This window comes from Paenibacillus sp. FSL R5-0923, from assembly GCF_038009145.1.
GTDB lineage: Bacteria > Bacillota > Bacilli > Paenibacillales > Paenibacillaceae > Paenibacillus_AQ.
Window position 1 is genome coordinate 4,911,252 of the sequence record NZ_JBBPAT010000001.1, and the last position, 17,254, is coordinate 4,928,505.

Sequence of the window (17,254 nt, forward strand, 5' to 3'; positions counted from 1 at the left end):
ACCCAAAAAACGGAGATCACTTCTGATTATCAGAAATGATCTCCGTTTTTTTATAATAAATTGGGGGGGAAACGATGTTATTAGTTCGTCACTAATTTCCAAAGCGATAGTGCCGACTCCGGATTCCAGTTGGTATCACCGAAACTTCTAAATGTCACTCGAGCTTCATAAACGTTACCTTTGTATTCAACTTTTGTTCCTACAATGTACAACCCGGTTGCATTCCAAGCTGCTACATCTGGTAATACGGGTTTCACAAGGGTTGTGACTGTATACAAAGAGCTCTTGTCTGAAATATTACCAGCAGCGTCTACAGCTCTCACATGATAATTGTACGTAGTGGATGCTTGCACCGTTAAATCCGTAAAGGAAGTTCCCTTAGTTTGAGTCAATTCAACACCCTCTCGATACACAACATAATGATCAACACCTACATTATCTTGGGCGGCGTTCCACATTAAATTAACACTATTGTGCTTCACTGCCATGGTATGCAGCCCCTCAACCATCGAAGGCTTCACAGTATCTGGTGTTTCCACTGGAGGTATAACCACTTCCGGGTTTGGTGTGCTAACAACAATAATATTACTTGCGCCTGACGTGTTTCCTGCACGATTCACCGCAACAATATAATATGTATAAATTTTACCTGCTTCTACAGTAATGTCTTTAAAGCTCGTTGTTGAGGATGTTCCGATTTGTTTCGCTATACCGACGCTATCCCCGCGATAAATCTTGTAATGATCTACGCCTACGTTATCTGTTGCAGCATTCCACATAAGATCTACACTGCTCGATTCTACACTCATCGTGTGTAACCCTGTTACTGTTGACGGCTTCTCCGTGTCTGGTTGTACCCCAGGTCCTGATTCATCGTTCTTTAGATTCACATCAATGACTTGGTAGAAGGCATTCGCTGTATCATCAATATCCCACACCGCCAAAATAACATGGTATCCACTGCGGTCAGTTGGGACATTTACTTTGTGCGTCACAGAACGCTCAGGCTGTTTACCGCCATTCTCAAAAGTTCCAATAAGCTCTAAATCGGAACGTTTAATTGGCGTATTAGGATTCCAACCTTTTTTCGTAATATAGTAATGCCATTTTGTTGTTCTATGTTGTGCTGTATGATACCAAGTGATGTCATTGACTCCGCCAACCATATCGTGCTTAATCCAGCGATCACTTGATTGTTGATCCAGAATTCCTCCGAACATGCCACCCGCAGATGCAATCTTCCCGTCCGCAGGACCCGCCAATGGGAAACCCTTTGGTGCCTCTAGACTCTGTGGCTCATATTGAACAGAACCCACATTATTCGCTGCACCAAGCTTCGCACGACTTGCTGGTTCGGATACATAACCGTGTCCTAACGCTTTATCGGTATCGATAAGTCCTACTCCGGCAATAACTCCCGCTGTAATAACAAATGGAGCAACCTTCTTTGCGATACTGCTGTTCTTCATGCTTACTTTCATCATTCATCATCTCGCTTTCTAGTTGTAATTTGGAGACTTTGAAAACGAATCCAGTGTTATTATAATTTTCTAAAAACATAATAACAATAACCTAAAGAACCAGACGTCAATGGATAAAAGACCCATGACAATTGAACGGATTAGTAGTTCTCCCCGCTAATAATGCCCCATCGAAACGATTCATTCTACTCAAATAAAAAGCCAGCCACCGATAAATATATCGGTGGCTGGCTGCAAAAAAACAACTTGTTATGACTTCTGATTCATAAATGGGGTATAGTCCCATTTACATATTTAAATCCTGCTTGTTAGCTTCTCCGCTCTGTTTAACCGAAAATGGCCACCAATTTCCTCGGCCGAAGATCCGTACCATTACAGGGACAAAGAACGGCAGGAAGATTAAAGCATACAAGGCCAATCCTACGAGCACCACTGTAGCAATCTGCATCATCGACAATACCCCAGAAGGATACATCGAAGCGAAGGTACCACCCAGAATAACTACAGCTGAAAGGATAACTGTACCCATATTGCGCATAGCGTGTAGAATCGCTTCTTTTACGTCCCATGTTTTATTTTCGTTAAACCGGGCCATTAAGAAAATGCTATAATCCACACCTAGTGCAATCAGCATAACAAAACTAAAGAATGGCGTCGTCCAGGTAATCCCTTCATAGTGCAGAAGATTAACGAAAATAGCCTCTGTAACGCCCAACGCTGAAAAGTAAGTGATCAAAAGTGAAATAATAAGGTAAATCGGCATTACGATTGAACGGAGCAGCAACACTAATATGATGAAAATACCGCTCAGCATCAAGATTACTGTACGCGTATAATCTTCATTGGAAATATTCCGCAAATCGCTTTGACTGCTTGTAACCCCGCTAATAGCTGTTTCAGCATTTTCAAGCTTCGTACCTTTAACTGCACGATCTACTGCTGCTTGAATATCACCCACACTATCTATAGCCTCTGAGCTGTAAGGATTCTCAGTGAATACCACGTCCAATGTCATCACCTTACGGTCATCAGATAAGTACGTGTCAAATACCTGCTTTATACCTTCAGCTTTAAGTGCCTCAGCCGGTACGAAGAATCCGCTCAGCTCTTCATCCTTAGCCGCTTGAATCTGATTCAAGTATTCTTGTGCCGAGCCCAGACCGCTTGTAATTTGCTTCAATCCATCAGCACTATCGCTTAGTCCAGTGGTTAAGGCTCCAATCTGACCTGTCAATTCACCAAAACCATCTGCAAGCTGCTTCTGTCCGCCTTGCAATTGATCAAGACCACTTGTGATAGACGGAATCTTTTCTACGATCTGTCCTTGACCTGCTGCCGCCTGGTCGAGTCCAGATTGCAGTTGACCGATTCCAGCTACAAGCTTAGCTAAACCTTGCGCGAGCGCGGTTTGCCCAGCCGCAGTTTTGGCATAACCGGCATTCGCTTCATTTAAGCCAGTAGCTGCACCTTTAAGCTGTTCTGAAACCTGACCAAGACCGGCTGCTAGTTGCGCTGCACCCGTACCACTTTGTGCTACTGTACCTTTGATCGTCAAATAATTTACATCCTGAACAATTTCCGGATAACTGCTCTCTAGGCCAGCGAAGGAACCGTCCAGTCCTTTTAATGCCTCTGCAACACCTTGTAGCTGCTTCGGAAGCTGCCCGAGTCCTTCATCCAGCTGGGTTAAGCCTCCACCGATTTTTTTATAGCCCTCAAGTAACTTCGCATTTGCATCTGCTAACTGTTTAGCACTTGTTGCTGCCTGCTGAAGACCGGATTTGATCTCTCCTGCACCCGCTGAGCCACTCTTAATCCCGCTCTCAATCTGGGTGAGCCCAGCGCCTAAAGCAACAATTCCGTCTTTGAGATCCGCTGTGCCCTCTGTCAGCTTAGCACTCCCTGCAACAGCTTCTGTAAGTTTAGGAGCATTATCGCTAAGCTGTTTACTAGCTTCAGACAAGCCGGTCTGAATCTTGGTCAGACCTTCGTTACTCTGGTCCAGTCCATCAGAAAGTGTACCGACCTGATTCGGAATCAAGAAATCGCTAATCAGCTCACCTGTAGGACGTGACATGCTGCGAACGGATTTTACGCTATCCACTTTTTCCAGCTCGCGGCTAATTTTCTCCGCAAGTCCCAGATATTCTGAATTGTCCATACGATCATCATTCTTGATAACGATCTTGCCAGGCATCGATTCACCTGGTCCGAAGCTCTCCGAAATAATATTAAAGCCTTTTACGGAAGCATATTCCGAGCCAATTTCCTCCAAGCTGTTAAAGGACAGCTTACCGCTATAGGTAACTAGGAATGGGGATACGATTACTGCAACGATTAGAAGTGCGGCCCACGGTCTTTTTAAAGAAAAAGTACCTGCCCATCCCCAAATACGGCTCTCACTATGCTCCAGCTTGCCACGGGAGGGCCAGAATAGCTTTTTGCCTAGAACAGCCATAAAGAATGGAACAATCGTCACAAGTGCCAATAGCATAACTGCAATACCAACTGCAACAGCTACTGCTGAACGATAAAGAATAAATTTCGATAACCCAATCGCTACAAAACCTACAAACACCGCTAAGCCCGAATAGAACACCGTTCCTCCAGCTTTTCGATAAGTTGCAATGATTGCACTTTTAGTATTTTCTGCGGTCATCAATTCTTCTTTAAAGCGACTGATCAGCAGAATACAATAATCCGTACCGATCCCGAACATGACCGCAACCATAAAGATTTGAGTAAACGTTGATAAAGGAAAATCATAACGATCCACCAAAAAAGCCACGACAGATTGGGATACAATATAGCTGATACCCACGGTCAGCAGCGGTACAAAAGGCGCTACGAACGAACGAAACACGACGAATAGAATAAGTAGGATAAAAACAACTGTAATATACTCCGACTTCTTTAGCCCTGCTTCTGAGCTTGCAATCATATCCTCTGTAATCAGACCTTCACTGGTCAAATAATGATCTGCTTTAACACCTGAGAGCATCTCATCCACTTTATCTGGCAGCGCAGTAACAGCCTCTCCTTCACCTTTTACGGATAACGCCACCATAATAGTCTTGCCATCTTTGGCAATCAGTGTATCTTTAAGCTCACTTTGTGAAAAAGGATCGGTGATGGAATCTAACTGCAGAGCTTCCTTATTCGCAGCCAGCTTCTCAACGCCTTGTTGAATACTTGCTGTTTCTTCCGCTCCGATTCCCTTCGGGTTATTGAACACAAGGGCTACTTGATGGAGTGATTCGCCTCCCTTGTCACTTGATGCTTCCTTCATGATTTCTGCTGCTCTAGATGAAGGGTATCCCTCTGGAACCGTAACCTGCCCCTTCTCACGGACAAGATCAGAGAAAGACGGGGCCGTCATCACTAGCACCACCGCTACAGCGAGCCAGATTGCGATAACCGCCCATCTTGCTTTTAGAATCGTCTTCATTGGCTCTTCCCTCCATTATCATTCTGAATTAGACTTGCCAGTTTCTCAAACATCATGATGAATGTCTCAATATCCTTCTTTTCAAAATGAAACAAATACGGGGCCACTACTTCATGTACTTGCGACTCAGCTGCTTCAAATACTCTTTTACCATGCTCTGACATCGATAAATACACCTGACGACGATCATTCTCGTCACGAGTGCGCTCAATAATGCCCGCTTGCACCAGTCTGTTGATTATTGCTGTAATGGAGCTTTTACCCACGCAAAAAGTTTCTGCTAGATATGTAGATGTACATTGTTCCTGAGCATTAATCAGACGCAGAATTTGATACTGATCATTCGTTGTATCTGCAGCAATGCTATCTTTAATTCTTGCGGCTACTTGTCTAGTCACCATCATATAAGCATCCATATAACGGTTAATCCAATGCTGAACTTCATCTTCCAAAGCTTCCTACCTCCAAATATAGTTCAACTGTAGAACAGTTTCATTGTCAAACTATAATCCCATTTATTTCAAAAGTCAACTTTACAATTCTAAGGAACAATTTAAGGTGACCCAACAAAAAAACAGGCCGAGATTTCATCTCGACCTGCCATTGTATGTCTTCTAAAAATTGTTTATTCCTCATCCTCGATCTCTTCTACTTCATAAACACATCTCAGCGTTTCAATGCCTGCTGCATTTTCGCCGAGGCTGTACACCATGAACCCAAGACTACGGTAGAAATCTGCAGCAATCTCATCCTCTGTTTCAGCTACCAGATAACGCGGCTGACGCGTAGTAAGCAGCTCCAGAATCATCCCTCGTGCATAACCTTTTCCTCTGTTCTCTGGCAATACAGCAATATGCCGAATATCCAAGGAACCATCTTCTGTTTCTTCAAAGCCTACAAGACCAAGCAGTAATTCTTCCTCTTCCCAGCCATATAACTTTAGCCCGGCTTGTTCGCTATACTCAGACGAAGTCTGCTTTAGAGCATTCGGATCATCTATGACCGCATAGGTCAGCAGCTCATTCACCTCAGATGTACCAATGAGGGGTTTAAGATCAATCAACATTCTTCACATTTCTCCTTCTTTGTTCCTTTTACAGCTAATCACTCGAAACAATCCGTAGCCTGTCCACACACCTAGCATGTTTAATAGTAAATCATCAATATCGAAGCTTCCCACATGCAGCAGCATTTGCAAGCACTCCAAAAGCAGAATACAAGGGACAGCATATAGCGAGATTCTAAGGCAAGAAACAGGACGTATCTTTACTAATGGCGAAAGAAAACCAAATGGAATAAAAACTACAACATTTCCTAGCAGATTTACTAGCCGATTGATAAGTGATAAACCGTTATCCAAGTTGAAATAAAGTGACACCGTGCGAAATGGAACCAGATTATACTGAAGAGGACCTCCGGTATGTACCTCACGTCCAAATCCGATAAACATCCAATAGATAACAGTAGCACTATACAGAGTTAGCACTACCCGTGTCAATCCTTTTAGCGGCCATGAACGGTAAGTTTCTTTATGTCTGCGGTTAATCAATTCTTAGGTTGAGCTTCAATAATTTCGATACTTCCATCAAGTTTACCTACGATCGCCATCGCTGCAATTCCAATAAATAGGCCGTGATCTACAACACCCGGGATGTTTTGGATGGTCAGTGCAAGCTTCGGTGCAGCTTCTATCGCTTCAAATCGGCAGTCCGCAATGTAATTGCCATTATCCGTCTTGTACAACTCTTCTCCGCTGCGACGCAATTCAGGTTGGCAACCCAGTTTGGCAAGCTCTGCCACAGTCCATTCCCAGGCGAAAGGAACGATTTCCACCGGCAACGGAAATTTGCCTAGCGTGTCTACAACTTTACCTTCATCGGCAATCACAATCATTCGGGTACTATTACTAGCTACAATCTTCTCACGAAGCAAAGCGCCGCCGCCGCCTTTAATTAGTTGCAGACTGCTGTCTAGCTCGTCCGCTCCGTCAATGGTTAAGTCCAGACTATCAATATCACCAAAAGCTACCAGTGGAATTCCCAGCTCTCGTGCTTGCTCTTCGGAAGCGCGTGAAGTAGCTACTGCGGTAATTTTCAAGCCTTCACTGACGCGTTCACCGAGCTTGCGGATTGCCCAGTAGGCAGTTGATCCCGTACCCAGACCTACCTTCATTCCATCTTCTACATATTCCACTGCTTTTTCAGCTGCTAGTTGTTTAACGTTGATACTCATTTTAATACCCCCATGTTATCCATTATAAAGTTTTATAGTATTTTGCCGTAACAGAGACTATCCGGATCACCTATGTAGGGTCCAAATAAATCAATCGGTTGGTAGCCATGCTTGACGTAAAGCGCAATCGCTTCTGGCTGCTTAATTCCGGTCTCCAATCGGATCTCCTTAAACCCCGCCGCTAATGCTTGTTCTTCAAGGAATAACAGCATATTTGTAGCTATGCCCATTTTACGATAACTAGAATCTACATAAAAGCGCTTCAACTCCATCGTTGCGATCTCTATTCCGATATAATCCAGTGGACGAAGCCCACCACAGCCCACTGGTTTTCCGTTTAAGTAGGCTACTACGAAAGTCATTTCTTTTACTTTGGGATCCTCGAAATCAACAACATAGATCGTCTCATGCGGATAACGCATCTTCAGTTCCTCATCCAAAAACGTAATAAGTTCTCTTAAATCAGCGTTCTCTGGATCAACTACTTCAAAATTCACTTCTGTTACGGGCGACACTCTATTTCCCTCTTTTCTTGTATCCAAATTCGTATTATCCTTCTTGCAGCCAAAAAAATCAATATTCTTCATTCTGTCTTATGTATATTGTAATTTCACTACATCCTCTAAGTTTAGGATCATCTCTTTTTCAGCGTGGTTAGCAGCCCTATGTAAGTAAGCTTTATGCTCAATGAAAGCGTCTGAGGGGGCTGCCAATTTAATGTGCTCCAGCACACTGCGTTCGACATCAGCGAGAACTAGATTTCCTCTACCCGCACTTACTCTACATAGATTAATGATTGCTAAAGGCTTATTCACAACTGCCTGCCCGCTGGACTCCACAAAAACTGTGTATTGAACTAAAGGAATTACGTCTGGATCTTCCACACTAGCAGCACAAGATTGGTCAAAGATAGAATACATTAGTGAAGGATTGCGTGATAAAGTTCCTAATTTTTTCTGATTAGATACCAATTTGCTGTTCTGGTAAGCCAAGAATCCGGCAACTGACAACACGAGCACAAGCAAAATAACTAATATCGAGTACATTTCATCACGTCCCACCCAATACTCCATAATAACAATACCGATTATATATTATCATGGATAACTGCATAGACCAATCCTATATTATCAACACTATAACAAGTGTAAGCGATATTCAATCTATAAAGTTATTTTGAAATATTCAAAATAACAGTTGAAACTTCGTTTGACATGTCTCATAATGAAAATATGAATATTGTTTGTCAATCCATATGGAAATCAAGGGAGGAAACTTAAAATGAAGTTTTTCTTGGACACCGGAAATATTGAAGAGATCAAACGTATTACTCGCCTCGGATTAGTGGATGGCGTAACGACTAACCCGTCGCTCATCGCTAAAGAAGGAAGATTGTTTAAAGATGTTATCAAAGAAATCGTAGCAATCGTTCCAGGTCCTGTAAGTGCAGAAGTAATCGGACTTACAGCAGAAGAAATGCTTAAAGAAGCATACGAAATTGCTGAGTGGGCTCCAAACGTTGTCATTAAACTCCCTATGACTGAAGATGGCTTGGAAGCTTGTTATGAGCTTACAAAAAAAGGTATCAAAACTAATGTAACGCTTGTCTTCTCAGCGGCTCAAGGCTTGATGGCTGCAAAAGCAGGCGCAACTTATATTTCTCCTTTCGTAGGACGTCTGGATGATATCGGTGTTGACGGAATGAAGCTGATCAAGGATCTGAAGACCATCCTAACTAACTACGGTATGACTTCCGAAATTATTGCAGCATCCATCCGTAACATTGCGCATGTTGAGCAAGCCGCTCTTGCTGGTGCTCACATTGCTACCATCCCAGGTTCGCTCCTGCCTACCCTCTGGAAGCATCCGCTGACAGATAACGGTATCGAACGCTTCCTGAAGGATTGGGAATCCGTACCACAAGCATAAGATTGTCTTTCATTCTTTTATCAAAGGGCTATCCCGCAAGCTACGGCAACGCAGCTTAAGGATAGCTCTTTTTTCCATCTAAAGTCCTTGCAGAAGTCTGACGAACACGCTTTGACAAGAGTCGAGCATCTACCTGCTCCGTTTCTTTCACGTCAGATTCTCCCTTGCTCCCCTTGCTTGGCGTTACTGCAAATAAGGTCAGCAATCCACCAATTGCGCCGACTGTAGCCATCAAAGCGAATAATACCCAATGACCACTGCTTAACAGCAGCGATACCACTGGCGGTCCTGCGGCTACCCCTATAAACCTCATACTGCTATAGAGAGCGGTTATCGTGCCGCTATTTTCTTTCTCAATTCCCTCCGTGATCAAAGCATCCATACAAGGAAGCACAATCCCGATTCCAACACAACCTAAGCCCATAAACCCGACTAAGAAATAAATACCTTTATTGAACCCCGCAAAGATCATTGCTGCAGTAAGTAACACCATTCCTCCAAAGCCCAGCCATTTCATTAGCGTTTTGTTCTGACCAATGATCTTACCTGTTCCATATGAAGACAGACATAACAAGGCTAATGGTATTGCCAGCACAAATCCCTTCATTGCCCCATGCATATTAAATTTAGTTTCCAGCATTTCCGATAAATAGAATTGAACGCCAAAGGTTACAAACATACAGATACCGCCTATGGCAAAAATAGCATACAACCATCGTCCCTTTTCACGCAAAATGCTCACAATTCCGGATAAAAATTCTTTTATACCCTGTTTCTCAGGTTGTTCCTTCGCTTCCGGCTTTCGAACCAGAAAAAGAACTAAAGCAAATGAAATTAGACATAGAACAGGAATAGCGATAAAAGGTGCAAACCAGAGCCATATTCCAAGATAAGCTCCAAGGATCGGACTGAGTACTTTACCAAAGGTATTTGAGGTTTCAATAATTCCCAGACTTTTGCTTACATCCTCTTCTTCCTTGAATAAATCACCAACGAAGGGCAGCACAATAGGAAAAGCACCAGCCGCACCTATCCCTTGTAACAAACGTCCGGCCAGAATGACCCAATAGGCGGTAACGCCCTTCATAAACCAAGCCGCCACCACGCAGACGACTCCACCAATAGCAGCAATGATCAGACTCGGAAGAATCACCTTTTTTCGTCCATAAGCGTCAGACAGGTACCCTGCAATAGGAATCATCACGATAGCCATCAATCCATAAACAGTAATCAGCATACTCACCTGAAAAGAGCTAATGCCTAGTTCTTTATAAATCTGCGGCAAAATAGGGAGCAGCATGGAGTTACCGAGGGTCATAATTAGTGGAATGGATGCCAGTGCAAGCAGATCCCATTTTCTTTCCTTCATGAACTGACCACCTTTGTCTTTGTTTGCGACGACTCTCTATATTGTGGTTTGTTCATCCCTCTTTATTCATACATATAAAAAGACCGTCCCCCCGCCAATGCGAAAGGACGATCTTATGATCAGAAGATGGGGCTTTACAGCGAATTTGTAATCATGGTCTTCGCTTTTACAGATGGAAGAAACCGGTTTGGTTCTCCTAGGCTAAAAATATGCAGTAAGTGCATCGCTCGAGTGCAAGCTGTATAAAACAGTTTACGCTCACTTTCTCTGCCGTATCGTTCAGCTGAACCATCGTAAATGATGACAGCATCAAACTCCACACCTTTAGCTAAGTAAGCTGGTAACACCAATGTTCCCTTCTGGAAATTCGGCGTTTCTTTCGTAACGAGCCTTACTGGTAGCCTACTATGTAGTTCATCATGAACTCTTGCGCTTTCTTCTGCTGTTTTACAGATGACAGCCACATAATGATACCCCTTGGATTGCAAATTCCGGATATCCATTTCAACTGCATTCAGAAGCTCATCCTCGCTAGACACCACACTTAGCTGAGGTTCTTCTCCTCGTCGATTAAACGGCACAATTCTTTCCCCTCCAGGAATCATTGAACGCGTAAATTCTACAATTTCAAAAGTGGAGCGATAGCTTCGGGTTAACGAGATCACTTCTGTATTCTCTTCCCCATAAATGCTTACCAAACTAGACAAATCACCGAGCACCTCACCTTGTGCATAGATCGCCTGATTCAAATCACCCAATACGGTCATTTTTGCCCTTGGAAATAAACGGCGCATGAACTCTAATTGGAAAGGTGAGTAGTCTTGTACTTCATCCACAATCACATGACGAATCAGCGTATTGGTACGGAAGCCTTGGCTTAACTCCTTCAAATAAAGGAATGGTGTAGCATCTTCGTAGGCAAGCTCGTTCACTGCGATAGATTTTAGTGTTTGTTCACAGATCTCATCCCAGATTTCCGGCAGAGAATTAACACCATTTAGGCGTTCCATAAGCTCCCGATCCGTAAACAGCGTACTGTACAACCCCTTAACATCCACAAAACGACCTCGTTTAGTCCATCCGCGCAGTGGTTTTAAGCGTTGGCTGACTACATACCGGGATAACACTTCTTTTTCAGTATCAAAATCATCAAAACTATCCTGCGTGGCTTTCTTCTTACGTCGCAACATCTGATATGCACGATGGTAATCACTGGAGTCCAATAGCTCAATTTGATCTTCAACCCATGAAGCATTTCTTTCCTCATGGCTAAAATCAGCGATCTTCTTCAGTAACCAGCGTGTCATTAAGTCTACACGGTTCGCAAGCTTAATGGCGGGATCATAGGCATAGAAATGACGTTCCATTTCTTCTTTACTGACTACCGCTCTACCTTGAAACATTAAAGGCTTGAACAGCATGCCCTCATGTTCCAGCATCGTAGCATACCGACGAATCACATCGAGAAAAGGTACGGATGATTTATAAGCGATGCCTTCTCTGCGTATACCCACTTCAGGGCCATCAGGGGCATTCAATAGGTTTTCCGTCTGACTAAAGACATCTTCCAGCTGGAATTCATGTCCTAAACGATGCTCAAGATACATCTGAAAAGTGGTTTGTTGCATATTTTCTTCACCTAGCTCTGGGAGCACAGTTGAAACATAGCTATTAAACAGCGGGTTCGGCGAGAACAACAACATCTGGTCTGCTTGCAGAACTTCACGGTATTTATACAAAAGATAAGCTACGCGCTGCAATGCTGCAGAGGTTTTCCCGCTTCCTGCGGCACCCTGAACGACCAGCATTCGGCTTTTGTCGTTGCGGATAATCGCATTTTGCTCTTTCTGGATGGTAGCTACAATACTCTTCATTCGATCATCGGCACTATGGCTAAGCACTTGCTGCAAAAGCTCGTCGCCGATCGTTACCCCAGTATCAAACATAACTTCAATAACACCATCAGAAATCACAAACTGACGTTTAAGATTCATTGTACCGGAAACAAGTCCACCAGGTGTCTCATAAGCTGTTGGGCCAGGAGCTCCGTCATAATATAAGCTCGATATAGGCGCCCGCCAGTCATAGATCAAGAAGGTGCCATCATCCTCCATCAAGGATCCAATCCCCAGATAAATCTTTTCCGTTTCTCCATTTGGTGCTTCTGTAAAGTCAATACGCCCAAAGTAAGGAGAGACGAGTAGCTTTTTATATTTTTTTAGAGCCTTGCTCGACTGTAAATGATGGCGTTCACGTTCATTCAAGATTTGGGATTGTTGGCGCAGACTTGTTGAAGTTTCCCCTAAATCATCTGGACTACTGAAGTTTACCGTTACCTCTTCCCAGAAGTCTTTCCGCATATCCACTACATCACTGCGATGGAGTCCGAGCTCCTCAGATAATCGCCGGATATGGGCAGACAAAAGCTTAGTCACTCCGTCAACCCGCTGCTGTTCCTCTTTCCATTCAGTTTCATGATTCTCCACTACATTTCATCCCCTTTGGAAGGTTGATATTTCAAGTGAGGATACTCTTAATAGATGAATCCTTAAGCTTATATGTTGCACATCACAAGGTTATGTTTAAGCTTCGCGATCCGTTTCTTTTTCCTCAGTCGCTATACGGTTCATCTGATCTGCCACTTTATCAAGCCGTTCTAATTGATATCCGTAATCGTAAATAGCTGCGGCTACAACATACAATCGTAGTTGACCTATTTTCTCCGCATTATACCCCATGATCGTTGAATTCAAAAATCCATCATTCTCGTCTCCCAAGGGTTCCGATTCATTAGTGTTTGGTTTTAGTTTATCTTCAAATTTCAGCAAGATCAGTTGATGATATTTGATTAACTGCTCCAAATGACTGTCAAACAATGCATCTGTCTCTTCACTTCGATCCGCTTGAAAATAATGCCGATCCACAGCCTCAAGAACATCGAAGCCTTTTTGCAAAGAAGATAACAGGTTCTTATAGACAACCATTTGTCTAGTCTGACTGTACTTCGCCCTCTTTAGCTGTTTCTGCTCTTCCTCAAACAAAGCGTACTTATCCGCTAAAGATTTAATAGATGACTCCAGTGCAAGTTTTTCATCACGAAACACACTTTCCTTCATCTCATGAGATACGGCCGTTCTTAGCAGCAAGGAAAGACTGGCAAAGACGTTCTCGATTTGCTTGATGTACTGTTTCCGTGGTTTCGGAGGAACTACTATAATATTGATTAGAAATGCAGAAACAATCCCTGTCAATGTTAATAAGAAACGATTCAGCGCAAACTGCCATTCACCAGAAGCCTCCATCACTGTTATAACGGTGACGAGTGTCAGGCTAATAGTATCCGCTCGGTTAATTTTCATACTGATCATAATGACAAGAATGCAGACCAACCCAACCGCAATTGGACTATTGGATAACAGCATTCCTCCCAGAAGAGCGAGTACCGCGCCCATTGTAGTCGTTGTCAGCTGATCAAGAAAATAACGCCAAGAGCGATAAATAGACGGCTGCATCGCGAAAATTGCTGCAATCGCAGCGCCCACAGAAGATGGAAAATGTAGCAGTTCGGCTAAATACAAGGCAAGCGTGACTGCCATTCCTGTTTTAAATATGCGAGCTCCAAAAGCCAAAAATATCCCCCCTAAAAATTGGCCCACTCTGCAATATGGACATCTACGAATCCCTCATTCCTCTAATTACCCAAGCCTAGAGTTGATGAATTTTATGATCATTTAAGCTCTCACTTATGATTCTTTCAGCTTTCAGGGAATACTAATTCAAGTAAGTACCTATCACATATAACATACGAGGTGAGTGAATGAATAACAACATCAAAAAATTAGTGACCATCACAGCTGTTCTTTTCCTCAGTCTGTCTCCAGCACTTGCTCCTACTCGGAGCGTGTCAGCTGAGAATGTAACTTCCACTGCACCTGATTCTGGGCCTTCGGAAAAAGGTCATAGACCCCCACCAGGGAAAGACGGGAAATTCAGAGCCGGCGGACATTTTATTATTTTCGAAACAGCCAAGCTGCTTGAGATGGATCGTACGGAGCTAATCAATAGCCTTAAAACAGGCAAAACCCTTCCCGAGCTTGCCCTTGAAAAGAAAGGCTGGACAGAAGATCAATATATTCAAAAGCTCAGCGAATCCGCAAGTAAGCGGCTGGATCAAGCCATCAGCGAGGGACGTCTAACAAAAGACGAAGCTCAAAAGCTAAAGGCTGGACTTCCTTCTATGCTGAAGAAAAAAATAAGTAAAATGGGTCATTTCCAAGATCATAAATCTTCGGAACATCATGTGATGAACCCTCAAGCAAAAACGCCTTCGGTGTCCTATTTAGGACGGTAAGCGTTTATGCGAGAAATATAAGGATAATGTATAGCGTGAAACATATATATTCTTATATTTTAAAATATCCCCACAAAAACGGATATCTTCATTTCTTATGAGGATATCCGTTTTTTATAGGCTTCAAATAGACTGATGGATAACATCAGCCACGCGCCACTTGCAGCATAACCACCAATTACGTCGCTAGGATAATGAACTCCCAGGTAAATACGACTCCAGCCAATGCCCACAGTCATGAATACCGCAAATATTATTAACAGGATTCTTTCACTTCTTCGCGGCAAATGACGCCACAGTAAATAGGCAATTACCCCATACAGGGAGAAGGCTGCCATGGAATGTCCACTTGGGAAACTATAACCGAGCTCTTGGACAATACGATTGAAATTTGGACGCTCCCTTTGAAACCATAACTTCATAAGTGTATTCAATAGCTGTGAGCCTAGTCCAACCCATAGGAACAGAATTAGCTCAAGCCGATGTTTCAGCAGAAAATACAGCAGTGCCATCGTGCCGATCGATATGCCAATCGCTACCTTGGAGGAACCAATCAGAGATAGTCCTTTGGCGAATGTGGTCAGTCCAGGTGATTCAGCGGATTGAACAAAATGAATCATATAATTATCAAATGATGATACCTTGTTCATATGAACTAGGATCGCAATAACGACGAAACAAGCAGCAAACCCTATAAAATAACGAAAACCTCTAGACCAGTTCTGATAATAAAGCATAAATACCTCCGTGTCTAATTTTGTGCCTGTCGATCACATTTCCTGAGAAGCTATAACCCGTGCTATAATTATAGAGAAATAAATATACAAAAAGATGGAGTGCTGCCAAAGTGGAGAGTCTAAAATTGCAGGAACGTTTGTTGAATCAGTTTATTTCCACAAAGGTGCCCGTGACGATTTTTACAACAAATGGTGTAAAAATGCAAGGCGTCGTAACCTCGTATGATGCATTCACAATCACTTTACAGGGTCAAGGTGATGGCAGACAGAATGTGCTCTTCAAATCTGCAGTATCCACTATTGTACCTCTTAAGCCCGTCTCACTCAAATAGTTCACACATTCATTAAACTTCTTCATCCTATTTTCAATAATAAAGGGAACACCGGACTACATCTCCGGTGTTCCCTTTATTATTTTCTTAAATTGTCTTATTCACTCTTCAAAACGAGTTTCTTTTATACTGGGAAAATCACAGGCTTCACACACACCGGCTTGGATACCTCGGCAGTATTTCCAGTAAAGACGAGACGACCACTGGTCTCTACAATAGAGAACACAACCAGGTTATTAGCGTCACGATTTGCAACAATAAGATAAGCCCCATCCGGAGTTAATGAGAAGTGTCGTGGATGCCCTCCACGAGTAGATACATATTCAATTAGTGTAAGCTTGGCAGTAGCGTTATCCACTGCAAACACTGCGATGTTATCCGCTCCACGATTAGAAGCGTAAAGATATCTTCCATCTACTGAAGTGGCAATTTCAGCGCAAGTATTCTCTTCCTTAAAATCCTCAGGCAAAGTTGAAATTGTATCTACCGTGTGAAGAGTCCCTGTAGCACTGTCATATGTAAACGATGTTATCGTGGAATCCACCTCGTTTATAACATAAGCAGACTTTCCATCTGGATGAAAAGTAAAATGACGAGGTCCCGCCCCTGGATGAAGCACAGTATCTCCGTGAACTTCTAGTTTGTTCAAGTCTCTATTGATTCTATAGGACCGAATAATATCAAGCCCAAGATCAGAAACAAACAGAAACTGTCCGTCCGGACTGAAAATAGCCGAATGGGGATGCGGGCGATCCTGTCGTTCAGGATGGTGACCATGACCGGAATGAATCGCGACATCCGCCAGTTGATTAGCAACTTTTTCTTCATCTAATGTGATCAAGCCTACACTGCCACCATGATAACTACATACAACAATGTATTCATCGCTTAGATCTCTTGAAATATGGCATGTGGTCGTTTGACCATTACCTGAAGCAGGCATTGAGGCAATACGGTTCAATTCGCTCAATTTCCCACGCTTAGCATCGATAGCAAAGGTAACGACTTCTCCCTCTTTTCCACCTTCACCATTTGGCTTTTCTCCTATGGCATATAAACGCAGGGCTGAAGCATCTACATTAACAAAGGTGGGGTTAGTTAGACCCTGAACCGAGTCGATTAATTTTAACGTACCTCCTGCTTCGCCATCGAATTCAAATACCTGCACACCGCTTTCCGTGGCACTTGCATAGGAACCCGTAAACAGCAATAACTTAGTCTGCTTTTCCATCTCTACATCCTCCTCCAAAGTATTGCTATTATATAATTTACAATTTTTAAACGTTAAAGACAAACTATAAAGTAAAAAGTGTGACAAATAGTTCAAAAATAAGGCTTTTCAATGATTAGGGATTGTGCTATAATGAAAGCGCTA

16 protein-coding genes are annotated in these 17,254 nt (G+C 43.0%); 3 read left to right on the forward strand and 13 right to left on the reverse strand.

The window, feature by feature from the left end; all coding sequences use genetic code 11:
* Positions 1-80: 80 nt before the first annotated feature.
* From MKX35_RS22045 to MKX35_RS22080, 8 genes are all read right to left on the reverse strand, one after another.
* A complete protein-coding gene (locus MKX35_RS22045; RefSeq protein ID WP_076299434.1) occupies positions 81-1,484 on the reverse strand; it encodes a lytic polysaccharide monooxygenase in 1,404 nt (467 codons plus the stop codon).
* 283 nt (positions 1,485-1,767) lie between these two features.
* The gene (locus MKX35_RS22050; RefSeq protein ID WP_076299435.1) at positions 1,768-4,929 is read right to left on the reverse strand and encodes an MMPL family transporter; all 3,162 of its coding nucleotides are present in this window, start codon (positions 4,927-4,929) and stop codon (positions 1,768-1,770) included.
* The gene (locus tag MKX35_RS22055) at positions 4,926-5,381 is read right to left on the reverse strand and encodes a MarR family winged helix-turn-helix transcriptional regulator (protein ID WP_076282879.1); all 456 of its coding nucleotides are present in this window, start codon (positions 5,379-5,381) and stop codon (positions 4,926-4,928) included. Before MKX35_RS22055 ends, MKX35_RS22050 begins: the two co-directional genes overlap by 4 nt.
* A gap of 173 nt (positions 5,382-5,554) precedes the next feature.
* A complete protein-coding gene (locus tag MKX35_RS22060; RefSeq protein ID WP_076299436.1) occupies positions 5,555-5,995 on the reverse strand; it encodes a GNAT family N-acetyltransferase in 441 nt (146 codons plus the stop codon).
* A 3-nt stretch (positions 5,996-5,998) separates the two neighbouring features.
* Positions 5,999-6,478 (reverse strand): VanZ family protein, encoded by a 480-nt coding sequence (locus MKX35_RS22065; RefSeq protein ID WP_076299437.1) that lies wholly within the window; start codon positions 6,476-6,478, stop codon positions 5,999-6,001.
* Positions 6,475-7,155, reverse strand: a complete 681-nt coding sequence (rpiA, locus tag MKX35_RS22070; protein ID WP_143759438.1) for a ribose-5-phosphate isomerase RpiA — start codon at positions 7,153-7,155, stop codon at positions 6,475-6,477. Before rpiA ends, MKX35_RS22065 begins: the two co-directional genes overlap by 4 nt.
* 38 nt (positions 7,156-7,193) lie before the next feature.
* Positions 7,194-7,748 carry a GNAT family N-acetyltransferase gene (locus tag MKX35_RS22075; protein WP_081382861.1) on the reverse strand — a complete coding sequence of 185 codons (555 nt, stop codon included), beginning with the start codon at positions 7,746-7,748 and terminating at the stop codon, positions 7,194-7,196.
* A gap of 6 nt (positions 7,749-7,754) precedes the next feature.
* A complete protein-coding gene (locus MKX35_RS22080) occupies positions 7,755-8,234 on the reverse strand; it encodes a hypothetical protein (protein WP_143763989.1) in 480 nt (159 codons plus the stop codon).
* A gap of 208 nt (positions 8,235-8,442) precedes the next feature.
* Between MKX35_RS22080 and fsa the strand changes: the two genes are divergently transcribed.
* On the forward strand, positions 8,443-9,090 hold the full coding sequence (gene fsa / locus MKX35_RS22085) for a fructose-6-phosphate aldolase (RefSeq protein ID WP_042126959.1): 648 nt from the start codon (positions 8,443-8,445) through the stop codon (positions 9,088-9,090).
* Between the two features lie 55 nt (positions 9,091-9,145).
* Here the strand turns inward: fsa and MKX35_RS22090 are convergent, their stop codons facing one another.
* From MKX35_RS22090 to MKX35_RS22100, 3 genes are all read right to left on the reverse strand, one after another.
* Positions 9,146-10,459 (reverse strand): MFS transporter, encoded by a 1,314-nt coding sequence (locus MKX35_RS22090; protein ID WP_076299439.1) that lies wholly within the window; start codon positions 10,457-10,459, stop codon positions 9,146-9,148.
* Positions 10,460-10,593: 134 nt separating this feature from the next.
* Positions 10,594-12,945, reverse strand: coding sequence for an RNA polymerase recycling motor HelD (gene helD, locus MKX35_RS22095; protein WP_076299440.1), 2,352 nt, complete (start codon positions 12,943-12,945; stop codon positions 10,594-10,596).
* A 96-nt stretch (positions 12,946-13,041) separates the two neighbouring features.
* The gene (locus MKX35_RS22100) at positions 13,042-14,088 is read right to left on the reverse strand and encodes an FUSC family protein (RefSeq protein ID WP_076299441.1); all 1,047 of its coding nucleotides are present in this window, start codon (positions 14,086-14,088) and stop codon (positions 13,042-13,044) included.
* Positions 14,089-14,276: 188 nt separating this feature from the next.
* Between MKX35_RS22100 and MKX35_RS22105 the strand changes: the two genes are divergently transcribed.
* On the forward strand, positions 14,277-14,810 hold the full coding sequence (locus tag MKX35_RS22105) for a hypothetical protein (RefSeq protein ID WP_076282886.1): 534 nt from the start codon (positions 14,277-14,279) through the stop codon (positions 14,808-14,810).
* Positions 14,811-14,905: 95 nt separating this feature from the next.
* Here MKX35_RS22105 and MKX35_RS22110 read toward each other — a convergent pair whose 3' ends face one another.
* Positions 14,906-15,547 carry a phosphatase PAP2 family protein gene (locus MKX35_RS22110; protein ID WP_076299442.1) on the reverse strand — a complete coding sequence of 214 codons (642 nt, stop codon included), beginning with the start codon at positions 15,545-15,547 and terminating at the stop codon, positions 14,906-14,908.
* A gap of 110 nt (positions 15,548-15,657) precedes the next feature.
* Here MKX35_RS22110 and hfq point away from each other — a divergent pair, with 110 nt between their 5' ends.
* Complete coding sequence (gene hfq / locus MKX35_RS22115; protein ID WP_042126951.1) at positions 15,658-15,879, forward strand: RNA chaperone Hfq; 222 nt, start codon at positions 15,658-15,660, stop codon at positions 15,877-15,879.
* 124 nt (positions 15,880-16,003) lie between these two features.
* Here the strand turns inward: hfq and MKX35_RS22120 are convergent, their stop codons facing one another.
* Complete coding sequence (locus MKX35_RS22120) at positions 16,004-17,110, reverse strand: lactonase family protein (protein WP_076299443.1); 1,107 nt, start codon at positions 17,108-17,110, stop codon at positions 16,004-16,006.
* Positions 17,111-17,254 lie beyond the last annotated feature (144 nt).

What these genes read in the sequence shown, in the direction of transcription:
- MKX35_RS22045 (WP_076299434.1), bottom strand. Translation starts at nt 1,484, where the DNA reads ATGATGAAAGTAAGCATGAAGAACAGCAGTATCGCAAAGAAGGTTGCT.
- MKX35_RS22050 (WP_076299435.1), bottom strand. Translation starts at nt 4,929, where the DNA reads ATGAAGACGATTCTAAAAGCAAGATGGGCGGTTATCGCAATCTGGCTC.
- MKX35_RS22060 (WP_076299436.1), bottom strand. Translation starts at nt 5,995, where the DNA reads ATGTTGATTGATCTTAAACCCCTCATTGGTACATCTGAGGTGAATGAG.
- MKX35_RS22075 (WP_081382861.1), bottom strand. Translation starts at nt 7,748, where the DNA reads ATGAAGAATATTGATTTTTTTGGCTGCAAGAAGGATAATACGAATTTG.
- MKX35_RS22080 (WP_143763989.1), bottom strand. Translation starts at nt 8,234, where the DNA reads ATGGAGTATTGGGTGGGACGTGATGAAATGTACTCGATATTAGTTATT.
- fsa (WP_042126959.1), top strand. Translation starts at nt 8,443, where the DNA reads ATGAAGTTTTTCTTGGACACCGGAAATATTGAAGAGATCAAACGTATT.
- MKX35_RS22090 (WP_076299439.1), bottom strand. Translation starts at nt 10,459, where the DNA reads ATGAAGGAAAGAAAATGGGATCTGCTTGCACTGGCATCCATTCCACTA.
- MKX35_RS22105 (WP_076282886.1), top strand. Translation starts at nt 14,277, where the DNA reads ATGAATAACAACATCAAAAAATTAGTGACCATCACAGCTGTTCTTTTC.
- MKX35_RS22110 (WP_076299442.1), bottom strand. Translation starts at nt 15,547, where the DNA reads ATGCTTTATTATCAGAACTGGTCTAGAGGTTTTCGTTATTTTATAGGG.
- MKX35_RS22120 (WP_076299443.1), bottom strand. Translation starts at nt 17,110, where the DNA reads ATGGAAAAGCAGACTAAGTTATTGCTGTTTACGGGTTCCTATGCAAGT.